Genomic DNA, 18,358 nt, shown 5'->3' on the forward strand with positions numbered 1-18,358 from the left:
GCCGGCATGGTCGGCGCCGCCGCGCTCGCCGGCTGCGCGGGCGGGGGCACGCAGGCCGCCGGCTCGGGGGCCGCGTCCGGCTCCGGCCTGACCAAGGTGACCTTCGCCCTGGACTGGACGCCGAACACCAACCACACCGGCGTGTACGTGGCCGTGGCGCGCGGCTACTACGAGGACGCCGGCCTCGAGGTGGAGATCGTCCAGGCGCCCGAGAACGGCGCCGACGCCCTCGTCGCCACGGGCGACGCGCAGTTCGGCGTGTCGTTCCAGGACACGATGGCCACCTACGTATCGAGCGACAGCCCGCTGCCGGTGAGCGCGGTGGCCGCCATCATCCAGCACAACACCTCCGGCATCATCAGCCGCTCGGAGAAGGGCATCACGAGCCCGGCGGGCATGATGGACCATACCTACGCCACCTGGGAGATGCCCATCGAGCAGGGCGTCATCCAGCGCTGCGTGGAGGCCGACGGGGGCGACTTCTCGCGCGTGCAGATGGTCCCCTCCACGGTGACCGACGAGGTCACGGCGCTCCAGACCGACCAGGTCGACAGCATCTGGATCTACTGGGCGTGGGCGGGCGTGAAGTGCGAGCTCGCGGGGCTCGACACCAACTACTTCGCCTTCGCCGACATCGACCCGGTGTTCGACTTCTACACCCCGGTGATCATCGCCAACGACGACCTCATCTCCTCGGATCCCGACACCGTGCAGGCCTTCATGGACGCCACGCGCCGCGGGTACGAGGACTGCATCTCCGATCCCGACGGCGCCGCCGACGCCCTGCTCGAGGCCGCGCCCGAGCTGGACGGCGAGCTCGTGCGCGCGAGCCAGGAGTACCTGGCCGACCAGTACCAGGCCGATGCCTCGCAGTGGGGCGAGATCGACCAGGACCGCTGGGACGCGTTCTTCGGCTGGGTGGGGGAGCAGGGCTTCGCGCCCGCCATCGAGCCGGGTGCGGGCCTGGACACGCAGTTCATCCAGTAACGTGGGAAAAAGGTGACAGGCACTTTTTTCCCAGAGGGAGGCATTGTGGCGCAGCTAGAGGTTCGGGGGGTCACCGTCGCCTTCGGCGGCATGACGGTGCTCGACGATGTCAGCGTGACGGTCGAAGCGGGGCGCATCGCCTGCCTGCTCGGTCCTTCGGGCTGCGGGAAGACGACGCTGTTCCACGTGGTGGCGGGGCTCTCGGTCCCCGATGCGGGGCAGGTGCTGCTCGACGGGCGCGATATCACGGGGGAGCCCGGGCAGCTCGCCTACATGCTGCAGAAGGACCTCCTGCTGCCGGAGAAGACCATCGTCGACAACGTGAGCCTCCCGCTCGTCCTGCGCGGCGTCCCCCGCGCGCAGGCCCGCGAGCGGGCGCTCGAGCTCTTCGGCACCTTCGGGCTGGAGGGCACGGCGGAGCGCTGGCCCGCCGAGCTCTCGGGCGGCATGCGGCAGCGCGCCGCCCTGCTGCGCAGTTACCTGTTCTCGCAGGAGTTCATGCTGCTGGACGAGCCGTTCTCCGCGCTCGACGCGTTCACCAAGGCGGATATGCACACCTGGTTCCTCGACGTCGCCGAGCGCTTCGGGACCACGGCGCTCGTGGTGACCCATGACATCGACGAGGCCCTCGAGCTCGCCGACGAGATCCACGTGATGCGCGGGGCGCCGCAGGCGGGCCGCCCCACGCGCATCGTGGGCACCGAGCGCATCGACTGCCCCCGCGCCGAGCGCGCGGGGTTCCCGCTCACACCTGAGTTCCTCGTCCACAAACGCCGCGTCCTGGAGCTTCTGGGCTGACGGCCGCGGCGGGCGGGATGCCCCCATGACGCGGGGCGACGCGGGGGGGGTGTCAGGTTGGCCGTGGTCTCGGCCACCTTGTCGTAAGGCGCCTCCATAACACGGGGAACTGTCCTATCTGTCATACGCGGCGGGCGGGGCGCCTTCGCGATGCAGGGCGACGCGGGGCCGCCCTGCCTGCTGTACAATCTGCCAACACGGCGGCTTCGCCCCGCCCGTGCTGAAAACAGGGTGCGCGGGCCGCGGGGGATCGTCCTGCCCGCCGCGGCCCGCGGTTCGGTAAGTGATACCCAGTTGGTAGCATATGTAAGCCATAGGTAACTTTTTTGCTTCGATCGCCCGCATTCCCTTCACAAAGAGTTAGCCGTGTGTTAGTTTACCAACGGAAACATAGACGGGGTTAACTTCGACCGGTCAGACCGCCTGTGCTTCCGGTATCGATTCGGATGACGAAAGGGGACGACGCGATATGGCTTGTGGACCGCAGGCTCCGGCTATGCCGCTTTCCATGCGCAAGGCGGGGGAGACGGTGACGGTCAAGCGCGTGCGGGGCGACGAGAGCCTGAAGCACCATCTGTCGAACATCGGGTTCGTCGACGGCTCCGAGGTGCATGTCGTATCCGCGAGCGGCTCCAACATCATCGTGACGGTAAAGGGCGCACGCTTCGGCCTCGACGCCAAGGTGGCCCAGCGCGTCATGACGGTCTGACCCGTTCAGGGCGGCCCGCGCGCTCGGCGCCCGCACGCCGCCCGACGGCCCGCGGGGCCGTCCGCGCGCGGGGGACCGCGGCCTGCCCGCGGTGTCCGCCGGAACCGTCGGAACCGCCCGGCCCGTCATCGAGCGCAAGAAAGGGGGAACGCATGAAGACTCTGGGAGACGTCAAGGTGGGCGACACCGCGACCATCGTCAAGCTGCATGGCGAGGGCGCGCTGCGCCGCCACCTCATGGACCTCGGCCTCATCAAGGGCACGCAGTTCAAGGTCGTGAAGGTCGCGCCGCTGGGCGATCCGGTCCAGATCACCGTCCGCGGTTACGAGCTGTCCATCCGCAAGGAGGAGGCGGCCATCGTCGAGGTGCGATGACGACGCCTTCGGCGCCCGACTGCACAGGTAGAGTTAGCCGTTCCTAACAGTAGAGGGCCGCGGGGGGGCGGGCGTCGAGGCGCCCCGAACGCCCTGCGCGGCGGCTGGCTCAGCAGCTTGACATGAGTTTCAAAGCCTAGGGAAGAAGGATCACATGGCAGCTTCACAGCTCCATGTCGCGTTGGCGGGCAACCCCAACTGCGGCAAGACCACGCTGTTCAACCTCATCACGGGGCAGAACGGCTACGTGGGCAACTGGCCCGGCGTGACGGTCGAGAAGAAGGAGGCCAAGCTCACCTCCGACAAATCCGTCACGGTCACGGACCTGCCCGGCATCTACTCGCTGTCCCCCTACAGCCCCGAGGAGCGCGTCTCCCGCGACTACCTCATGGGCGGCGAGCCCGACGTCGTCATCCAGGTGATCGACGCCACCAACCTCGAGCGCAACCTGTACCTGGCGCTCCAGGTGGTGGAGACCGGCCTGCCCGTGGTGGCGGCCCTGAACATGGCCGACCTCGTGGAGAAGAGCGGGGACAAGATCGACGTCCGCGCGCTCTCCCGAAGCCTCGGCTGCCCGGTCGTGATGATCTCGGCGCTGCGCAACACCGGCATCGACGAGCTGATCGCCGAGGCGAAGCGCGCGGCGACGACCGAGGGCGGCGCGACGGAGCACCGCTTCGACTCCGCCATCGAGGGCGTGCTCGACCAGATCGAGGGGTGCCTGCCGGGCTCGGTCCCGGCGAGCAGGCGCCGCTACTGGTCCGTCAAGCTCTTCGAGCGCGACGCGGACGCCGTGCGCGCCCTCAAGCTCACCGACGCGAACGCGCGGAAGGTCGAGCAGCTCGTCGCGCAGTGCGAGAAGGACTGCGACGACGACGCGGAGTCCATCATCACCGGCGAGCGCTACGCGGTCATCGCACACATCATCGACGGCTGCCTCAAGAAGGCGCCCGCCCGCATGAGCACCTCCGAGAAGATCGACCGCATCGTCACCAACCGCATCCTGGGCCTCCCGCTGTTCATCCTCATCATGTGGGCGGTCTACAGCATCGCGACCGGGGCGGACGCGTTCGGCACCGCCGGCACCGACTGGGTGAACGACAACCTCTTCGGCGAGGGCTTCGAGCTGTTCGGCCAGGCCTTCCCGTCCATCCCCGGCGCCATCGAGGGGCTGCTGGTCTCCGCCGGCGCCAGCCCGCTCGTCCAGAGCCTGGTGCTCGACGGCATCGTGGCCGGCGTGGGCGCGGTCCTCGGCTTCATCCCGCAGATGTTCGTGCTGTTCGTGCTGCTCTCCTTCCTCGAGGACTGCGGCTACATGGCGCGTGTCGCCTTCGTGATGGACCGCGTGTTCCGCCGCTTCGGCCTGTCCGGCAAGAGCTTCATCCCCATGCTCGTCTCCACGGGCTGCGGCGTGCCCGGCGTGCTCGCCACCAAGACCATCGAGAACGAGAAGGACCGCCGCATGACGGTCATGACCACGACGTTCATCCCCTGCGGCGCGAAGCTCCCCATCATCGCGCTGCTCATGGGCGCCATGGTGGGCGATGCCGAGGCAAGCTGGATCAGCCCGCTGTTCTACTTCCTGGGCGTCATCGCGGTCATCGCCTCGGGCATCATGCTCAAGAAGACGAAGCTGTTCGCCGGCCGGCCGACCCCGTTCGTGATGGAGCTGCCGAGCTACCACTTCCCGTCGATCCGCTCCTGGTGGCTGCATGTCTGGGAGCGCGTGTCCGCCTACATCAAGAAGGCCTTCACGATCATCTTCGCCTCCACGGTCGTCGTGTGGTTCCTCTCGAACTTCGGCGTGTACGAGGGCGCGTTCGGCTTCCTGCCCGCCATGGAGGGCATCCCCGAGGAGTTCACCGACTACTCCGTGCTCGCCATGCTGGGCGGCGCCATCGCCTTCATCTTCGCCCCGCTGGGCTTCGACACCTGGCAGGCGACGGCCATGTCCATCACGGGCCTCGTGGCCAAGGAGAACGTCGTGGCCACCGCGAGCTCCCTTCTGCACATCGCCGACGGCACCGAGACCGACCCCAACCTGTGGACCGCGTTCGCCGGCATGTTCCCCACGATGGGCGCCATCGCCGCCTTCGGTGCGTTCAACCTGCTGTGCGCCCCGTGCTTCGCGGCCATGGGCACCATCCGCGCCCAGATGAACTCGGGCAAGTGGACCGCGATTGCCATCGGGTACGAGTGCGCGTTCGCGTGGGTCGTGGGCCTGATCATCAACCAGATGTACAACCTGATCGCGCTCGGTCAGTTCGGCATCTGGACGGCGGTGGCGTTCGCGTTCATCGCGTTGATCGCCTTCCAGCTGTTCCGTCCCATGCCCAAGTGGGCCTGGGATGACGACCGGCAGGTCGCTCCCGCCGGAACCGCCGCGTAGGCAGGGTTCGATGGCCGCAGGGGGTGTCGGGTTCCCGGCGCCCCCTGCGGCGTTTCCATGCGCGCACGTTGTGGGTCGCGACGGGGCGGTGCGGGCGCTGCAAGCGGCGGTCGCCGTACGGTGGACGGCGGTGACGAGGACCGGTCGCCCGTGCCCCATCGTCGTCATGGCGTGGACAAACGGTGACGTGGCGACGACGGGGGACAGCGCGCTCGGATTGAGGTAAAGTTACCTAAAGCAAACTAAGGAGGACCCCATGGCTCCCATCGATATCGCGATCCTGCTGATCGTCGCCGTCGCCTTCATCGCCGTCTGCGTGCGCATCAAGCGCCGCGGCACCTGCGCGGATTGCGCCGAGGGGGCTTCATGCTCGGGCCACTGCTCTGCATCGTGCGGGGACTCCTGCCCGGCCTGCAAGGGTGTGGACGAGGTTGCCGCGCGCCTCGGCCGCGGCGTGAGGTAACGCCGCACCGGGTTCGCCTTACGGCCCGTAGCCCCCTGCCGTCGGAGCGGGTGCCCTCGGCGGCTGCGCGGGCCGCTTCCCGGTCCGCCCGCCGTCTTCACTCCGGTATCGCCGCGTGCGCCGCGGTCGCTGCTGCCGTAAGCCGCGCAGGCCCAGCTGCGCATGGCGGGCGCCGCACCGCACCGGCCCCGCCGCCCCGCGGCGCCCGCGCGCCCCATGGCGGGAAATCGCGCGGAAACAATCCTGTGGGAGAATGGCCCATCGATGGTTCACGCGTCCGCGCAGGTCGCACCGATCGGGAAGGGGCCCACATGGATCAGCAGCAGAACATCGACTTCGTGCTCCGCACCGTCGAGGAGCGCGACATCCGCTTCGTCCGCCTGTGGTTCGTCGATGTGCTCGGACGCCTGAAGAGCCTCGCCATCAGCCCCGAGGACCTCGAGGTCGCCTTCGAGGAGGGCATCGGCTTCGACGGCTCCTCGATCGAGGGCTTCACCACCCCCGAGGAGGCCGACATGCTGGCCTTCCCCGATCCCTCCACCTTCCAGGTGCTGCCCTGGCGCCCCGCGAACGACGGCGTCGCCCGCATCTTCTGCGACGTCTGCACCCCGGACCGCAAGCCCTTTGAGGGCGACCCGCGCGCCTGCCTGCGCCGCATGTTCCGACGCGCCGAGGAGCGCGGCTACATCATGAACGTCGGCACGGAGCTGGAGTTCTACTACTTCCCGGACGAGCGCACGCCCGAGCCCCTCGACGACGTGGGCTACTTCGACCTGCTGCCCTCGGACTCGGCGCGCGACATCCGCCGGAACACCGTGCTCACCCTCGAGAAGATGAGCGTGCCGGTGGAGTACACCTTCCACTCGTCGGGCCCCTCGCAGCACGGCATCTCCCTGCGCCACGCCGAGGCGCTCAGCATGTCCGACGCCATCATGACCGCCAAGCACATCATCCGCCTTGAGGCCTACGAGGCGGGCATCCATGCGAGCTTCATGCCCAAGCCCATCGCGGGGAAGCCCTCGTCGGCCATGTTCCTCCACGAGTCGCTGTTCGACCGGGAGGGCAACAACGTGTTCTACGATGCCGACGACCCGGTCTACCACCTGTCGCCGACCGCCAAGAGCTTCATGGCGGGCATCCTCATGCACGCGGGCGAGATCTCGGCCATCACGAACCCCACGGTGAACTCGTACAAGCGCCTGAACACGGGCAAGAGCAGCTCGCCGACGCCCACGCACGCGACCTGGGGCCTGCGCAACCGCGCCGCCATGATCCGCATCCCCATCTACAAGCCGGGAAAGCAGCTCTCCACGCGCATCGAGCTGCGCAGCCCCGATCCCATGGCCAACCCCTACCTGGTCTGCGCCGTCACCCTGGCGGCCGGCCTTGACGGCATCGAGCGCGGCCTGCGCCTGCCCGCCGAGACCGAGCTCACCGATGCCGGGCTGTCCGATCGCGAGCTCCGCGAGCTCGGATGCGCCCCGCTGCCGCGCAACCTGCAGGAGGCCCTCGACCTCTTCGAGAACTCGCCGCTGATGCGCGACGCCCTGGGCGAGCACATCCACAGCTTCTTCCTGCGCAAGAAGCGCGCCGAATGGGAGAAGTACACCTCGATCGTCACCGAGTGGGAGGTCCAGCAGTACCTCGCGAGCTCCTGATCGCGCCCGTCGGCCCGCTTTGCGCGCATCACGGTCCGTCCGACCTGTGCCGCTTTAGTAGGGCGACGTGCTCCCTGCTCAGATATCGGTGATTCGCCTGCTATCATTACCACAGCGAGAGGGTGGTGGTATGTCCGAGAAGAACGTCCTGTATATGGCCAGAACGACTCGATACTACGAGTTCGCCCAATCGCTGTGTGCATCGATGGGCCTCGAGGTGAGCGCCGCCACCCCCGATTCGCCGACGGCCACGCGCGATTTCGACCTGCTGATCCTCGATGCCGACGGGATCCGCAACGACCGCATCGAGCAGATCGCCAAGTGGCTCGACGAGCGGGGCAACATCCCCATGCTCGTGATCGTGGACGACGACAGCCTGCAGAGCCTCCACATGCCATCGCGTTCGCGCTCGGACTTCATCTGCTCGGGTGCGAGCGAGACCGAGCTCGAGGTCCGCACCCGCCGCCTGCTCGGCGAGGAGGAGAGCTTCTCGGTCGACGACGTGCTGCGCGTGGACAACATGACCATCAACCTCGCCACCTACCAGGTGTATCTGGATGACAAGCCCGTCGACCTCACCCTCATGGAGTACTCCCTGCTCTCGTTTTTGGCGATGCACCCCAACCGCGCCTACAGCCGCGAGGTGCTGCTGCATCGCGTGTGGGGCTTCGAGTACTGCGGCGGCACGCGTACGGTCGACGTGCACATCCGCCGCATCCGCTCCAAGGTCGGCCCGCAGATCGCGGCGCACATCACCACCGTCCGCGGCGTCGGCTACCTGTTCAAGGGCTGACGCCCGCGATCCAAGGGCGCCGGGCGCCCGGTGTCGGCGTGCTCCCGGAGCGCCGGCCCGCGCCCTCCCGACGGCCCCGATTCGGCCCCGCATCATGCCGGTACCGGTCGGCATGCGCACCCCAGGCGGTCCCTGCGCGTCTCCCGTCCGTCATCCGGTCGGGGGTCGGTCACGCGCCCGCCGACCAAGTCTTACATTTCGCTTAACGTGGCGGGAACGCTTTGCGCCGGCGGCTTCTGTTGGGGTACAACGTGTTCGACAACGATGACACGAGTCTTTCCAGACGAAAGGAACGAGACGATGAGTGAGAACACGCCTCAGCGCCCTGACGGGCTGAACGACGCCGCGGGCGCCCAGCAGCCGCGCGTGCAGGTCGAGCCGACCCCCGCGCAGCCCGCCCCCGCGCAGAACCCGGGCTACACCGCGCCCGGACGGACCTATGTCAACCAAGCGCCCGCCGGGCGGGCCTACGCGGGCCAGACCTCCGCGGGCCCGGTCCCGCCGACCGGCGCCGCCGTGCCGGGCGCGGCCGCCGCGACTGAGACCCGCACCGTGGTGAAGACCCGCACCAAGAAGTTCCCGGTCTTCCTGAGCTCGCTGGCCGGCCTCGCCGTCGGCGCGGTGCTCGTGATCGCGCTCGTGATGACGGGCGCGCTCGACATCGACCGGGGCGGCAGCGTGACGGCGACCAACCCCGACTCCACCTCCCAGACTATCGACATCAACCCCGAGGACACCACGCTGTCCGAGGTCGTGGCGCAGAAGGCGCTGCCCTCGGTGGTGTCCATCTCGACCGAGATCGACACGACCTCGAGCCTCGCCGGCGACTCCGGTGCGAGCTCGGGCAACATCGGCTCGGGCGTGATCTTGGACACCGACGGCAACATCCTCACCAACTACCATGTGATCCAGAACGCCTCCGCCATCGCGGTCACCCTGGATGACGGGACGAGCTACGAGGCCGAGCTCGTGGGCACCGACGAGTCGAGCGACCTGGCGGTCATCCGCCTCGTGAACGCCGATTCCAGCGCCCTCACCCCGATCGAGGTCGGCGACTCGGACAACCTGAGCGTGGGCGAGTGGGTCATGGCCATCGGCAGCCCCTTCGGCAACGAGCAGTCCGTGTCCACCGGCATCGTGAGCGCGCTGTACCGCTCCACGGCGCTGCAGAGCACGAGCGGCACCTCCATCTACGCCAACATGATCCAGACCGACGCGGCCATCAACCCGGGTAACTCCGGCGGCGCGCTCGTGAATGACCAGGGCCAGCTCATCGGCATCAACTCGGTGATCGAGTCCTACTCCGGCTCGAGCTCGGGCGTGGGCTTCGCCATCCCGGTGAACTACGCCAAGAACATCGCCGACCAGATCATCGCCGGCAAGACCCCCGTCCATCCCTACCTGGGCCTCACCCTCACGAGCGTGAACGCCCTGAACGCCCGCCAGAACAACCTGGCGGTCGACTCGGGCGCCTACGTGAACGAGGTCACCGCCGGCGGCCCCTCCGAGCAGGCCGGCATCCAGCAGGGCGACATCATCACCGCCCTCGACGGCGAGCAGATCACCTCCGCCGACGGCCTGATCATCGCCGTGCGCGAGCACGAGGTGGGCGACGAGGTCACGCTGACCGTGGTGCGCGACGGCTCGGAGCAGGAGATCAAGGTCACCCTCGGCTCCGATGAGGCGCTCCAGGCCGAGCAGCAGGACGCCACCCAGGGCGACAGCTCGGGCAGCGGCCTCAGCGAGGAGGACTTCATGCGCTACCTCCAGGAGCTCATGGGCCAGGGCGGCAGCGGCGCGTAACCGCGCGGCCCCCGACGGCGGCGCGCGGCCGCCTGCTTCCCCGGTGCCGACGCGTGCGGCACCTCGGACCCCGATTCGCATGCACATGCGGGTCGGGGTCTTTTTCATGCGGGAATCCCGCGCTCCGGATGGGTCGCGGCGGTGGAATATCCGGTACCGGCGTGTACGGACAGGTCGAAACGGGCTAAACTTGTGACGCTATCGTGTAATCAGGATATCTTTATTCTGATTACAGAATAAAGGGGAGAGATGTGAGAAGGGGGAGACCATGTTCTCTCTGCATCGGACACGGGGCGGCGTCCACCCGCCCCAGTGCAAGGACCTGCGGGATTACGCCTGCACGTCCGTAGCGCCGCCCGAGCGGGTCCGCATCCCGCTCAACATGCACATCGGCGGTCCGTGCGCACCCGTGGTGAAGCCGGGGGACCACGTGTATGTGGGCACGCTGATCGGCGACGGGTCGGGCCTGTACGCGCCCGTCCACGCCAGCATCTCGGGCACCGTCGTATCGACCGATACCGAGCAGCTGCCCACCGGCGCCACCGCGCCCGTCGTCGAGATCGAGTCGGACGGCAAGATGGAGAGCGACCCGTCGCTCTCGGTGCCGAGCTACGGCACCAAGGAGGAGTTCCTCGACTGCGTGCGCGCCTCGGGCGCCGTCGGCCTGGGCGGCGCCGCCTTCCCGACATGGTTCAAGATGCGCGCCCCCGAGGGGAAGAGCTTCGAGTACCTGGTCGTCAACGGCATGGAGTGCGAGCCGTTCATCACGAGCGACTACCGCCAGATGATGGAGCACCCCGGCCGCGTGGTGGACGGCGTCCACCGCATCGCGATCGCGCTGGGGATCCCGGCGGCGGTCATCGGCATCGAGGACAACAAGCCCGAGGCGGTGGCCAAGCTCACCGAGACGGTGGCGGAGAGGGGCTGGGGCGACCTCATCGAGGTCATGTCCATCCCCACGAAGTACCCCGCGGGCGGCGAGAAGGTCCTCATCAGCGCCACCACCGGGCGCGACGTGCCCGCCGGCGGCCTGCCCGTGGACGTCGGCTGCCTGGTGGTCAACGTCACCACCGCCTCGCGCATCGAGCAGTACTTCCGCTACGGGATGCCGCTCGTGGCCAAGACGCTCACGCTGGCGGGCGACTGCGTGGCGAACCCCGGCAACTACCGCGTGCCCATCGGCATGAACGTGCGCGACGTCATCGAGGCCACGGGCGGGCTCACCAAGGAGCCCCGCAAGGTCATCATGGGCGGCCCCATGATGGGCCGCACGCTCACGAGCATCGACTGCCCCATCATCAAGGCCAACAACGCCATCCTGTGCCTCGACGACACGGCGGTCCTGCCCGAGGAGACGCCCTGCATCCGCTGCGGGCGCTGCGTGCGCGTGTGCCCGCTCGGCCTCATGCCCTATGCGCTGGACGGCGCGTCGCGCAGCCGCGACGTGGTCGCGCTCGACGAGCTCGCCGTCATGAACTGCATGGAGTGCGGCTCGTGCGCCTACACCTGCCCGGCCCATCGCCGCATCACCGCATCGATCCGCGAGGGCAAGGCCTTCTACCGCAGCGAGGTCAAGCGCCTCACCGAACCCGTGAAGGGGGCGTAGAACCGTGAATCTCATCAACGAGGCGTCGCCGCACTTCCACGACAAGGCCTCGACCACCAAGATCATGGGGCTCGTGTGCCTGGCGCTCGTGCCCACCCTGCTCGCCGCGACCTGGCTGTACGGCCTGGGCGCGCCGCTGCTCGTGCTCGTGTGCATCTCCACCGCGCTCGTCTGCGAGCACCTGTGCTGCATCGCCATGCACCGCCAGTCCACTGCCGGCGACCTGTCGTGCGTGGTCACCGCGATGCTGTTCGCCTTCACCCTGCCGGCCGACTGCCCGTTCTGGGTGGCGGTGCTGGGCACGGCGTTCGCGATCGTCATCGTGAAGATGCTGTTCGGCGGCATCGGCTGCAACGTCTTCAACCCGGCCGTCGCGGCCCGCGTGTTCGTGATGGTCGCGCTGCCGAGCGCCCTGTCCGCCTACCCCGACGTGCTGGGCAAGCCGCTCGACGCCGTCACGGGCGCGACGCCGCTCGCCATGGCGTCGGCGGGCGACATGCCGTACAGCTACCTGGACCTGCTGCTGGGCAACCACGCCGGCGCGCTCGGCGAGACCTGCGTGCTCACGCTGCTGATCGGCTACATCTTCCTGCTCGCCGTGCGGGTGGTCGACGCATGGGCCACGCTGCCGTTCATCGGCATGGTGGCGGTCGTGTCCGCCTTCGCGGGGCAGGACGTGGTCTACCAGCTGCTCTCCGGCGGCCTGGCCATGGGAGCCTTCTTCATGGCCACCGACTACACCACCACGCCCATGAACCCGCTCGGCAAGGTGGTGTTCGGCCTGTGCTGCGGGCTCATCACCGGGCTCGTCCGCTTCTTCGCCTCGTCCCCCGAGGGCGTGGCCTTCTCCATCCTGTTCATGAACATGTTCGTGCCGCTGATCGACCGCGTCACGCGTCCCGTCCCGGCTGGAGGTGTCAAGAATGCCCTCGTCTAAGTCTTGGATCGCGCGCCATCGGGAGGGCGGCATCTACTCGTTCGTCATCCTGCTCGTCGCCGCCCTCGCGTGCGGCGGAGTCGTCGCCGGCGCGAACTTCGCCGGGCGCGACGCCTTCGCTGCGGCCGACGCCCGCCTGGACGAGGCGAAGGGCGGCGCCCAGCGCGCGCTGCTGTTCCCCGACGCCACGTTCGAGCAGGTGAGCGCGCCGGCGATCGAGGGCCTCAACTCCGTCTACCGCACCGACGGGGGCGCCTGGGTCTTCGATGTGAGCGCCACCGGCTATCATGGCGACGTCGAGCTCATGGTCGGCATCGCCGCCGACGGCACGGTCGCCGGCATCCAGATCGTCGCCGAGGACGAGACCGACGGCATCGGCACGAACGCGCTGACCGAGGAGTACTTCGGCACCTTCGCCGGCATGCCCGCCGCCGGCGCGCTCACGCTCGAGGACGCCGGGAGCGACCAGACGCACGTCGACGGCGTCTCGGGCGCGACGTTCACGAGCAACGCCGTGGTCGGGTGCCTGAACATCGCCTTCGAGGCCTATGCGCAGTTGGGAGGCAACTAGCATGGCGGCAAACGAACTCATCCGCCGCGCGCAGGCGGAGCGCATGCGCGCGCTCGTCCACACGCCCACCTTCCTGGTGGTCGCGGGATCGCTTCCGGGCCTGCACGCCGCCACCTCGGCGGTCGACGGGCTGGCCATCGGCATCGTCTCGGCCGTGAGCATCCTCGCCATGGCCGCCCTGGCGCGCCCGCTGCGCGCCGTGACCGGGCGGTTCACCTACATCCCCGTGACGCTCATGGTGAGCGCGACGGTCGCGGTGCTCATGGGCTTCGCCGTGCGCGTCGTCGACCCGGTGGTCCATGAGGACCTCGGCATCTACATCCCCCTCGCCGCGGCGAACGCCATGGCGATGACCTTCGTCGCCGTCGACGGGTTCTCCGCCGCCCCGGCGAAGGGCTCCCGGGCGGGCACCGCGTGCTTCGCCGCCGCGTGCTCCTGCGCCGCGCTGGCCCTCATCGGCTTTCTGAACGGCATGCTCACCACCGGTCAGGTCTTCGGCCTCACCATGGGCGAGCTCGCCGCGACGCCCATCGCCATCTTCGGCACCCCCGCGGGGTCGCTGCTGATCCTGGCGCTCGTGGCGACCTTCGTCCAGTCCGTCGAGCACGCTGCCGCCGTGTCCCGCGCCGAGCGCGACGGGTCCGCGCAGGCGGCCACCGAAGGGGGTGAGCGGTGATGGAGTTCCTGAGCGCCCTGTTCACCGCCGCATTCGACAGCAATATCGTCTTCGCCCAGCTCGTGGGTATGGTCGCCGTCCTTCTGGCGGCGTACCGCCCGCAGGACGCGGTTCGCTTCGGCGCGCTGCTGTGGGCCGCCGTGTCCGTGGCCGGGCTCATCGGCTGGCCGGTATACGCCGGCTTCTTCGCCCCCTGGGGCGTGGGCTACCTCGCCCCGGTCGCATACGCCGCCGTGAGCTCGATCGTCATCTTCGTCGCCGGCGCCGTCGCCTGCTCGGGCAGGGATGCGGCCGAGCGCGGGCGCATCCTCGTGCTGTGCACGCTGCTCGCGGTGAACGCCGCGGTGCTGGGCGTGCCGCTCGGCAACGCCGCCGCTGCCGAGGCCGCCACGCTCGCCTCGGCGGTCGGCACCTCGGTCGGTGCGGGCCTGGGCGCCTTCATCGCCGTGGTCCTGTTCGCCACCGTCCGCCAGCGCATCGACGAGCGTCTCGTCCCGCCCGCGCTGCGCGGCCTGCCCATCTCGCTGGTGACCGCCTCGCTCATGTGCATGGCGTTCACCTGCGTGGCCGGCATCGCCGGCGGCCTGTTCGCGTAAGGGGGTATGGATCGTGGATCCCATCATCTTCATCGGCGTCCCGCCGTTCATGCTCGCGTTCACCGTGCTTCTGTTCGCCTTCGCGCTCGCCGTCGCCGTGGGGCTGCTGAACTACCACGACCGCTGCGACGCAGAGGACGCGGCCGCCGCGGAGGCTGAGGCCGCCGCCGGGCCGTCCGACGGCGCCGACGCATAGGCTGCGCGCTGAAACCGCGGCACCGCCTTTTCTATGCGCGACGCGTCGCGGCGCCGTCGATGCGCCGCCCCTCGGGTCATACCTCGGTAGCTCCGGCGAGCAGGCGCGCCCGCCAGTCGGAAGACATGTGGAAGAGGCGCAGGAGCGTCACCTCGCGTACCGTCTCGTCAACGTCGTAGACGGCGATGTATCGCTCGAGCGCCCTCCAGCGGTAGGGGGTGCCCTCCACGCTCCCTGCCATGAGCGGGAACTCGCCGACGACGGAGACGAGCGCGTCGTAGGCGTCGAGAAGCCGGGCGGCGCTCGACGGCCCCGCGTTGGCGAGCCTCCACGAGACGGCGGCGTCAAGGTCGCCGTCGAACCGCCCCGTGGACCCGACGGAGAACCTAGGCAAGGTTGTACCTCGCCCTCAGCTCAGCGGACACCGCCCGGGCGTCCCTTACGCGGCCTGCGGCGGCGTCGTCCTTCGCCTCGGCGAGACGGATGCGGAAGTCCTCTTCGCCCGTGACCTCGAGCGGGTCTGTCGGCGCGGCGGACACCCAGGCGCGCCGGCCGTCGAACGACCAGTACACGCGCGCGCCGTCCGCGATGCCGAGCGCCGTCCGCACCTCCTTGGGAACGGTCGTCTGCCCGCCCTTCGTGAGCTTCGTGCTCATCATCGTGACCATGTGGCGCCTCCATAATCATTGATTCCAATGCTTTCATTGATTTTAGCGCACCGTGGGCTCGGGCGGGCAGTCCCGGCGGAAAAAGCGGAGGTGAGTCCGCGCAGGGGCTCCCTTCGCTCGGCCTGTATGTCTTGGCAGGCCGCTACGCGTCCTTCCGGACCACGACGTAGACGGCCTCGATGCAGGTGGAGGGCGTGTCAAAGATATTGGACATGCCGTTGGCGGCAGCGTGCGCATGGACGGGGGCCCGCGCGGCGATACTGTGCTTGAGTGGGCGGCACGCGATGGCGGGGCGGCGGATGCGCGATGCGGAAGGGCGGTGCGCCATGGTCGAACGTGAACTCGGGATGCGGATCCGTGCGCTTCGCGAGGAACGCGGTGTCACGCAGGCGGATTTCGCCCGCAAGGTCCTCGTCGCGCGGCAGACGGTGAGCAACTGGGAATGCGGCAGGACCCTGCCCGATGTCGAGAGTCTGAAGCTCATCGCGGGCTACTTCGGCATCACGGTCGACGAGCTGCTCGATGCCGATGCGCAGCGGATCATCGATGAGACGGCCGACGCGCGCCATACGCTCATCATGTGGATCGTCGCCGGCGTCGTCTACGCCCTTGAGTTTATATTCGAGGCGGTGATCGATTCGCTGGTTTCGACGGCACTCTCGTTTACCGACCGACAGGGCGTGCGGCTCGTGTTGCTCGTCTGTCGGCTGCTCGCCATGACGTGGTATTTCGTGTGGTCCTTCCGTGCGAGGAAGGTCCGGCGCGACCGCGACTTGACGTGCGCCCTGGAGGTCGTCGCGTTCATCGAGGGCAGGCGCCCCGGCGCCTCGCTGCCCGATACCGTGTTCTACCGGTGGATCCTGCCGTACTTCCCGTTCTGGTGGACGACGTTTCTGGTTATCGTCTGCGTGTCGCTGATCGCGCTGTTCGCGTGGACCCGCGCCGTCTGACGGAGGTTTCAGGCAGGCGGGCGGGGGGGAGGGGCGCGTCGCCGCGGGATGGTACCCTATACTCCGATTGAAACCGATCGGGAGGGGAGCCATGGCGGAGCAGCAGAGCCTATTCGGGGACGGCGCGCCGGACGCGTCCGAGGCAAGCGGCCAGGCGGCGCCGTCGGGCGGGAGGCGCGAGGCGGCCGAGCGCGCCGCGGAGCTCCGGCACCTGCTCGACTACCACGCGTACCGCTACTACGCGCTCGACGCGCCCGAGATCACCGACGCCGCCTTCGACAAGCTGCTCGTCGAGCTCCAGCGGATCGAGGCCTCCTATCCGGACCTGGTGACGCCGGATTCCTACACCCAGCGCGTGGGCGGGTACGTGTCCGAGCAGTTCGCCCCCGTCACGCACATGGCCCGCATGTACTCCATGGACGACGCCATGGACCTCGGGGAGCTCGACGAGTGGCTCCAGCGCACCGAGGACGCCCTCGGGGCCGGCAACGTCGCCTATACCTGCGAGCTCAAGATCGACGGCCTGGGCGTGGCGCTCACCTACCGCAACGGCGCCTTCGTGCGCGCCGCCACCCGCGGGGACGGGACGACGGGCGAGGACGTGAGCCTGAACGTGCGCACCATCCGGGACGTCCCCATGCACCTGTCCGAGACGGGCCTGGCCCGCATGGGGGCGGACCGCGCGGCGGCCATCGAGGTCCGCGGCGAGGTCTACATGCCCAAGGGCAGCTTCGTCCGCCTGAACGAGGAGGCCGACGCCGAGGGGCGCGCCCCCTTCGCCAACCCGCGCAACGCCGCGGCGGGCAGCCTGCGCCAGAAGGACCCCAAGGTCACCGCCCGGCGCGACCTCTCCACCTTCCTGTACGCCGTGGCCGACACCGCGCCTTTGCACGTGGACTCCCAGCACGCCTTCCTGGACTGGCTGCGCGAGGCGGGTTTCCATGTGAACCCCAACGTGGCGCGCTGCGAGACCCCCGCCGAGGTGCATGCCTTCTGCGCCGACGCGCTCGCGCACCGCGGCGACCTCGATTACGACATCGACGGCGTGGTGGTGAAGGTCGACAGCTTCGCCCAGCAGGACGAGCTCGGGTTCACGGCCCGTGCGCCGCGCTGGGCCATCGCCTTCAAGTTCCCGCCGGAGGAGAAGACCACCGTCCTGCGCGAGATCCGCATCCAGGTGGGCCGCACCGGCGTGCTCACCCCGGTGGCGGAGTTCGACCCGGTGACGGTGGCGGGCTCCACCATCGCCCGCGCGACCCTGCACAACGAGGACGAGGTGCACCGCAAGGACGTGCGCGTGGGGGACACCATCGTCGTGCACAAGGCGGGCGACGTCATCCCCGAGGTCGTGGGTCCGGTGCTGGACCGCCGGCCCGAGGGGGCGGAGCCCTGGCGCATGCCCGCGGCCTGCCCCGCCTGCGGCTCGCCCGTGGTGCACGAGGACGGCGAGGTGGCCTACCGCTGCGTGTCCATCGACTGCCCGGCGCAGCTCAAGGAGCGCCTGCTCCATTGGGTGAGCCGCGGCTGCATGGACGTGGACGGCGTGGGCGAGGAGCTCGTCGACAAGATGATCGAGGCGGGCCTGCTGCACGACGTCGCCGACTTCTACAGCCTGACGGTCGATCAGATCGCCGGGCTGGACACCGGGCGCACCTACCTGAAGGACGACAAGCGCCGCGGCGTGAAGGCGGGCGACCCCATCCCGGTGGGCGCCACCATCGCCGCGAAGGTCGTCGATGAGCTGGCGCGCTCCAAGTCCCAACCCCTCGGGCGCGTGCTGTTCGCCCTGGGCATCAGGCACGTGGGCAAGAGCGTGGGCGAGCTCATCGCGGGCAGGTTCCCGACCGTCGACGCTTTGGTGACCGCGAGCGAGGAGGACATCGCCGCCATCGACGGCATCGGGCCCAAGATCGCCGAGAGCGTGAGGCAGTTCCTGTCGGTGCCCGAGAACCTGGCGGTGCTCGACCGCCTGCGCGCCGCGGGCCTCGCGCTCGCGGAGGACCGCGCCGGGGCCGCCGACCGCGCCGCCGAGCTGACCGGCGTCGACGCCGGCCTGGTCGAGGCGCAGCCGCTCGCGGGCCTGACCTTCGTGCTCACCGGCACGCTCGAACGCCGCACGCGCGACGAGGCGGGGGCGGCCCTGAAGGCCCTCGGCGCGAAGGTGACCGGTTCGGTGTCCAAGAA

At 69.2% G+C, this 18,358-nt stretch carries 19 protein-coding genes; 17 read left to right on the forward strand and 2 right to left on the reverse strand.

Annotated features, from left to right (window positions below; all coding sequences use genetic code 11):
- The 15 genes from PHA29_RS08700 to PHA29_RS08770 form a co-directional block, all read left to right on the forward strand.
- Positions 1-987: ABC transporter substrate-binding protein (locus PHA29_RS08700; RefSeq protein ID WP_270849216.1), on the forward strand; the 987-nt coding region annotated here is incomplete at its 5' end.
- Positions 988-1,032: 45 nt separating this feature from the next.
- Positions 1,033-1,785, forward strand: coding sequence for an ABC transporter ATP-binding protein (locus PHA29_RS08705; RefSeq protein WP_270575386.1), 753 nt, complete (start codon positions 1,033-1,035; stop codon positions 1,783-1,785).
- Positions 1,786-2,254: 469 nt separating this feature from the next.
- The gene (locus PHA29_RS08710; RefSeq protein ID WP_270405333.1) at positions 2,255-2,494 is read left to right on the forward strand and encodes a FeoA family protein; all 240 of its coding nucleotides are present in this window, start codon (positions 2,255-2,257) and stop codon (positions 2,492-2,494) included.
- A 152-nt stretch (positions 2,495-2,646) separates the two neighbouring features.
- A complete protein-coding gene (locus PHA29_RS08715; protein WP_270405334.1) occupies positions 2,647-2,868 on the forward strand; it encodes a FeoA family protein in 222 nt (73 codons plus the stop codon).
- A 154-nt stretch (positions 2,869-3,022) separates the two neighbouring features.
- Positions 3,023-5,257, forward strand: a complete 2,235-nt coding sequence (gene feoB, locus PHA29_RS08720; RefSeq protein WP_270849217.1) for a ferrous iron transport protein B — start codon at positions 3,023-3,025, stop codon at positions 5,255-5,257.
- A 256-nt stretch (positions 5,258-5,513) separates the two neighbouring features.
- Positions 5,514-5,720 (forward strand): hypothetical protein, encoded by a 207-nt coding sequence (locus tag PHA29_RS08725; RefSeq protein ID WP_270849218.1) that lies wholly within the window; start codon positions 5,514-5,516, stop codon positions 5,718-5,720.
- Between the two features lie 311 nt (positions 5,721-6,031).
- Positions 6,032-7,378, forward strand: a complete 1,347-nt coding sequence (locus PHA29_RS08730) for a glutamine synthetase family protein (protein ID WP_270405337.1) — start codon at positions 6,032-6,034, stop codon at positions 7,376-7,378.
- A 130-nt stretch (positions 7,379-7,508) separates the two neighbouring features.
- Entirely contained in the window at positions 7,509-8,171 is a 663-nt protein-coding gene (locus PHA29_RS08735; protein WP_270405338.1) for a response regulator transcription factor, read from the forward strand.
- A 300-nt stretch (positions 8,172-8,471) separates the two neighbouring features.
- Positions 8,472-9,974, forward strand: coding sequence for a S1C family serine protease (locus tag PHA29_RS08740; protein WP_270405339.1), 1,503 nt, complete (start codon positions 8,472-8,474; stop codon positions 9,972-9,974).
- Between the two features lie 268 nt (positions 9,975-10,242).
- Positions 10,243-11,580: an electron transport complex subunit RsxC gene (rsxC, locus tag PHA29_RS08745; RefSeq protein ID WP_270405340.1), complete on the forward strand. Its 1,338-nt coding sequence runs from the start codon at positions 10,243-10,245 to the stop codon at positions 11,578-11,580.
- 4 nt (positions 11,581-11,584) lie between these two features.
- Positions 11,585-12,517, forward strand: coding sequence for an RnfABCDGE type electron transport complex subunit D (locus tag PHA29_RS08750; RefSeq protein WP_270405341.1), 933 nt, complete (start codon positions 11,585-11,587; stop codon positions 12,515-12,517).
- Positions 12,504-13,088 carry an FMN-binding protein gene (locus PHA29_RS08755; protein ID WP_270405342.1) on the forward strand — a complete coding sequence of 195 codons (585 nt, stop codon included), beginning with the start codon at positions 12,504-12,506 and terminating at the stop codon, positions 13,086-13,088. Before PHA29_RS08750 ends, PHA29_RS08755 begins: the two co-directional genes overlap by 14 nt.
- Position 13,089: 1 nt before the next feature.
- A complete protein-coding gene (locus PHA29_RS08760; RefSeq protein WP_270405343.1) occupies positions 13,090-13,764 on the forward strand; it encodes an Rnf-Nqr domain containing protein in 675 nt (224 codons plus the stop codon).
- Entirely contained in the window at positions 13,764-14,360 is a 597-nt protein-coding gene (locus PHA29_RS08765) for an Rnf-Nqr domain containing protein (RefSeq protein WP_270405344.1), read from the forward strand. Before PHA29_RS08760 ends, PHA29_RS08765 begins: the two co-directional genes overlap by 1 nt.
- Before the next feature lie 13 nt (positions 14,361-14,373).
- The gene (locus PHA29_RS08770) at positions 14,374-14,556 is read left to right on the forward strand and encodes a hypothetical protein (RefSeq protein ID WP_270405345.1); all 183 of its coding nucleotides are present in this window, start codon (positions 14,374-14,376) and stop codon (positions 14,554-14,556) included.
- Positions 14,557-14,632: 76 nt separating this feature from the next.
- On the opposite strand, the gene PHA29_RS08775 is transcribed toward PHA29_RS08770, so the two are convergent.
- The gene (locus PHA29_RS08775; protein ID WP_270849221.1) at positions 14,633-14,950 is read right to left on the reverse strand and encodes a type II toxin-antitoxin system RelE/ParE family toxin; all 318 of its coding nucleotides are present in this window, start codon (positions 14,948-14,950) and stop codon (positions 14,633-14,635) included.
- Entirely contained in the window at positions 14,943-15,224 is a 282-nt protein-coding gene (locus PHA29_RS08780; RefSeq protein ID WP_270849222.1) for an AbrB/MazE/SpoVT family DNA-binding domain-containing protein, read from the reverse strand. Before PHA29_RS08780 ends, PHA29_RS08775 begins: the two co-directional genes overlap by 8 nt.
- 326 nt (positions 15,225-15,550) lie before the next feature.
- Between PHA29_RS08780 and PHA29_RS08785 the strand changes: the two genes are divergently transcribed.
- A complete protein-coding gene (locus PHA29_RS08785; RefSeq protein ID WP_270849224.1) occupies positions 15,551-16,174 on the forward strand; it encodes a helix-turn-helix domain-containing protein in 624 nt (207 codons plus the stop codon).
- A gap of 91 nt (positions 16,175-16,265) precedes the next feature.
- The coding region (gene ligA, locus PHA29_RS08790) for an NAD-dependent DNA ligase LigA (protein ID WP_270849225.1) at positions 16,266-18,358 on the forward strand (2,093 nt) is incomplete at its 3' end.

Source organism: Candidatus Collinsella stercoripullorum, from assembly GCF_027669965.1.
Taxonomy (GTDB): Bacteria; Actinomycetota; Coriobacteriia; order Coriobacteriales; family Coriobacteriaceae; genus Collinsella; species Collinsella stercoripullorum.

Coding starts and splice junctions, on each gene's coding strand:
- PHA29_RS08710 (WP_270405333.1), top strand. CDS start 2,255: ATGGCTTGTGGACCGCAGGCTCCGGCTATGCCGCTTTCCATGCGCAAG.
- PHA29_RS08715 (WP_270405334.1), top strand. CDS start 2,647: ATGAAGACTCTGGGAGACGTCAAGGTGGGCGACACCGCGACCATCGTC.
- feoB (WP_270849217.1), top strand. CDS start 3,023: ATGGCAGCTTCACAGCTCCATGTCGCGTTGGCGGGCAACCCCAACTGC.
- PHA29_RS08725 (WP_270849218.1), top strand. CDS start 5,514: ATGGCTCCCATCGATATCGCGATCCTGCTGATCGTCGCCGTCGCCTTC.
- PHA29_RS08730 (WP_270405337.1), top strand. CDS start 6,032: ATGGATCAGCAGCAGAACATCGACTTCGTGCTCCGCACCGTCGAGGAG.
- PHA29_RS08735 (WP_270405338.1), top strand. CDS start 7,509: ATGTCCGAGAAGAACGTCCTGTATATGGCCAGAACGACTCGATACTAC.
- PHA29_RS08740 (WP_270405339.1), top strand. CDS start 8,472: ATGAGTGAGAACACGCCTCAGCGCCCTGACGGGCTGAACGACGCCGCG.
- rsxC (WP_270405340.1), top strand. CDS start 10,243: ATGTTCTCTCTGCATCGGACACGGGGCGGCGTCCACCCGCCCCAGTGC.
- PHA29_RS08755 (WP_270405342.1), top strand. CDS start 12,504: ATGCCCTCGTCTAAGTCTTGGATCGCGCGCCATCGGGAGGGCGGCATC.
- PHA29_RS08760 (WP_270405343.1), top strand. CDS start 13,090: ATGGCGGCAAACGAACTCATCCGCCGCGCGCAGGCGGAGCGCATGCGC.
- PHA29_RS08765 (WP_270405344.1), top strand. CDS start 13,764: ATGGAGTTCCTGAGCGCCCTGTTCACCGCCGCATTCGACAGCAATATC.
- PHA29_RS08780 (WP_270849222.1), bottom strand. CDS start 15,224: ATGGTCACGATGATGAGCACGAAGCTCACGAAGGGCGGGCAGACGACC.
- PHA29_RS08785 (WP_270849224.1), top strand. CDS start 15,551: ATGGTCGAACGTGAACTCGGGATGCGGATCCGTGCGCTTCGCGAGGAA.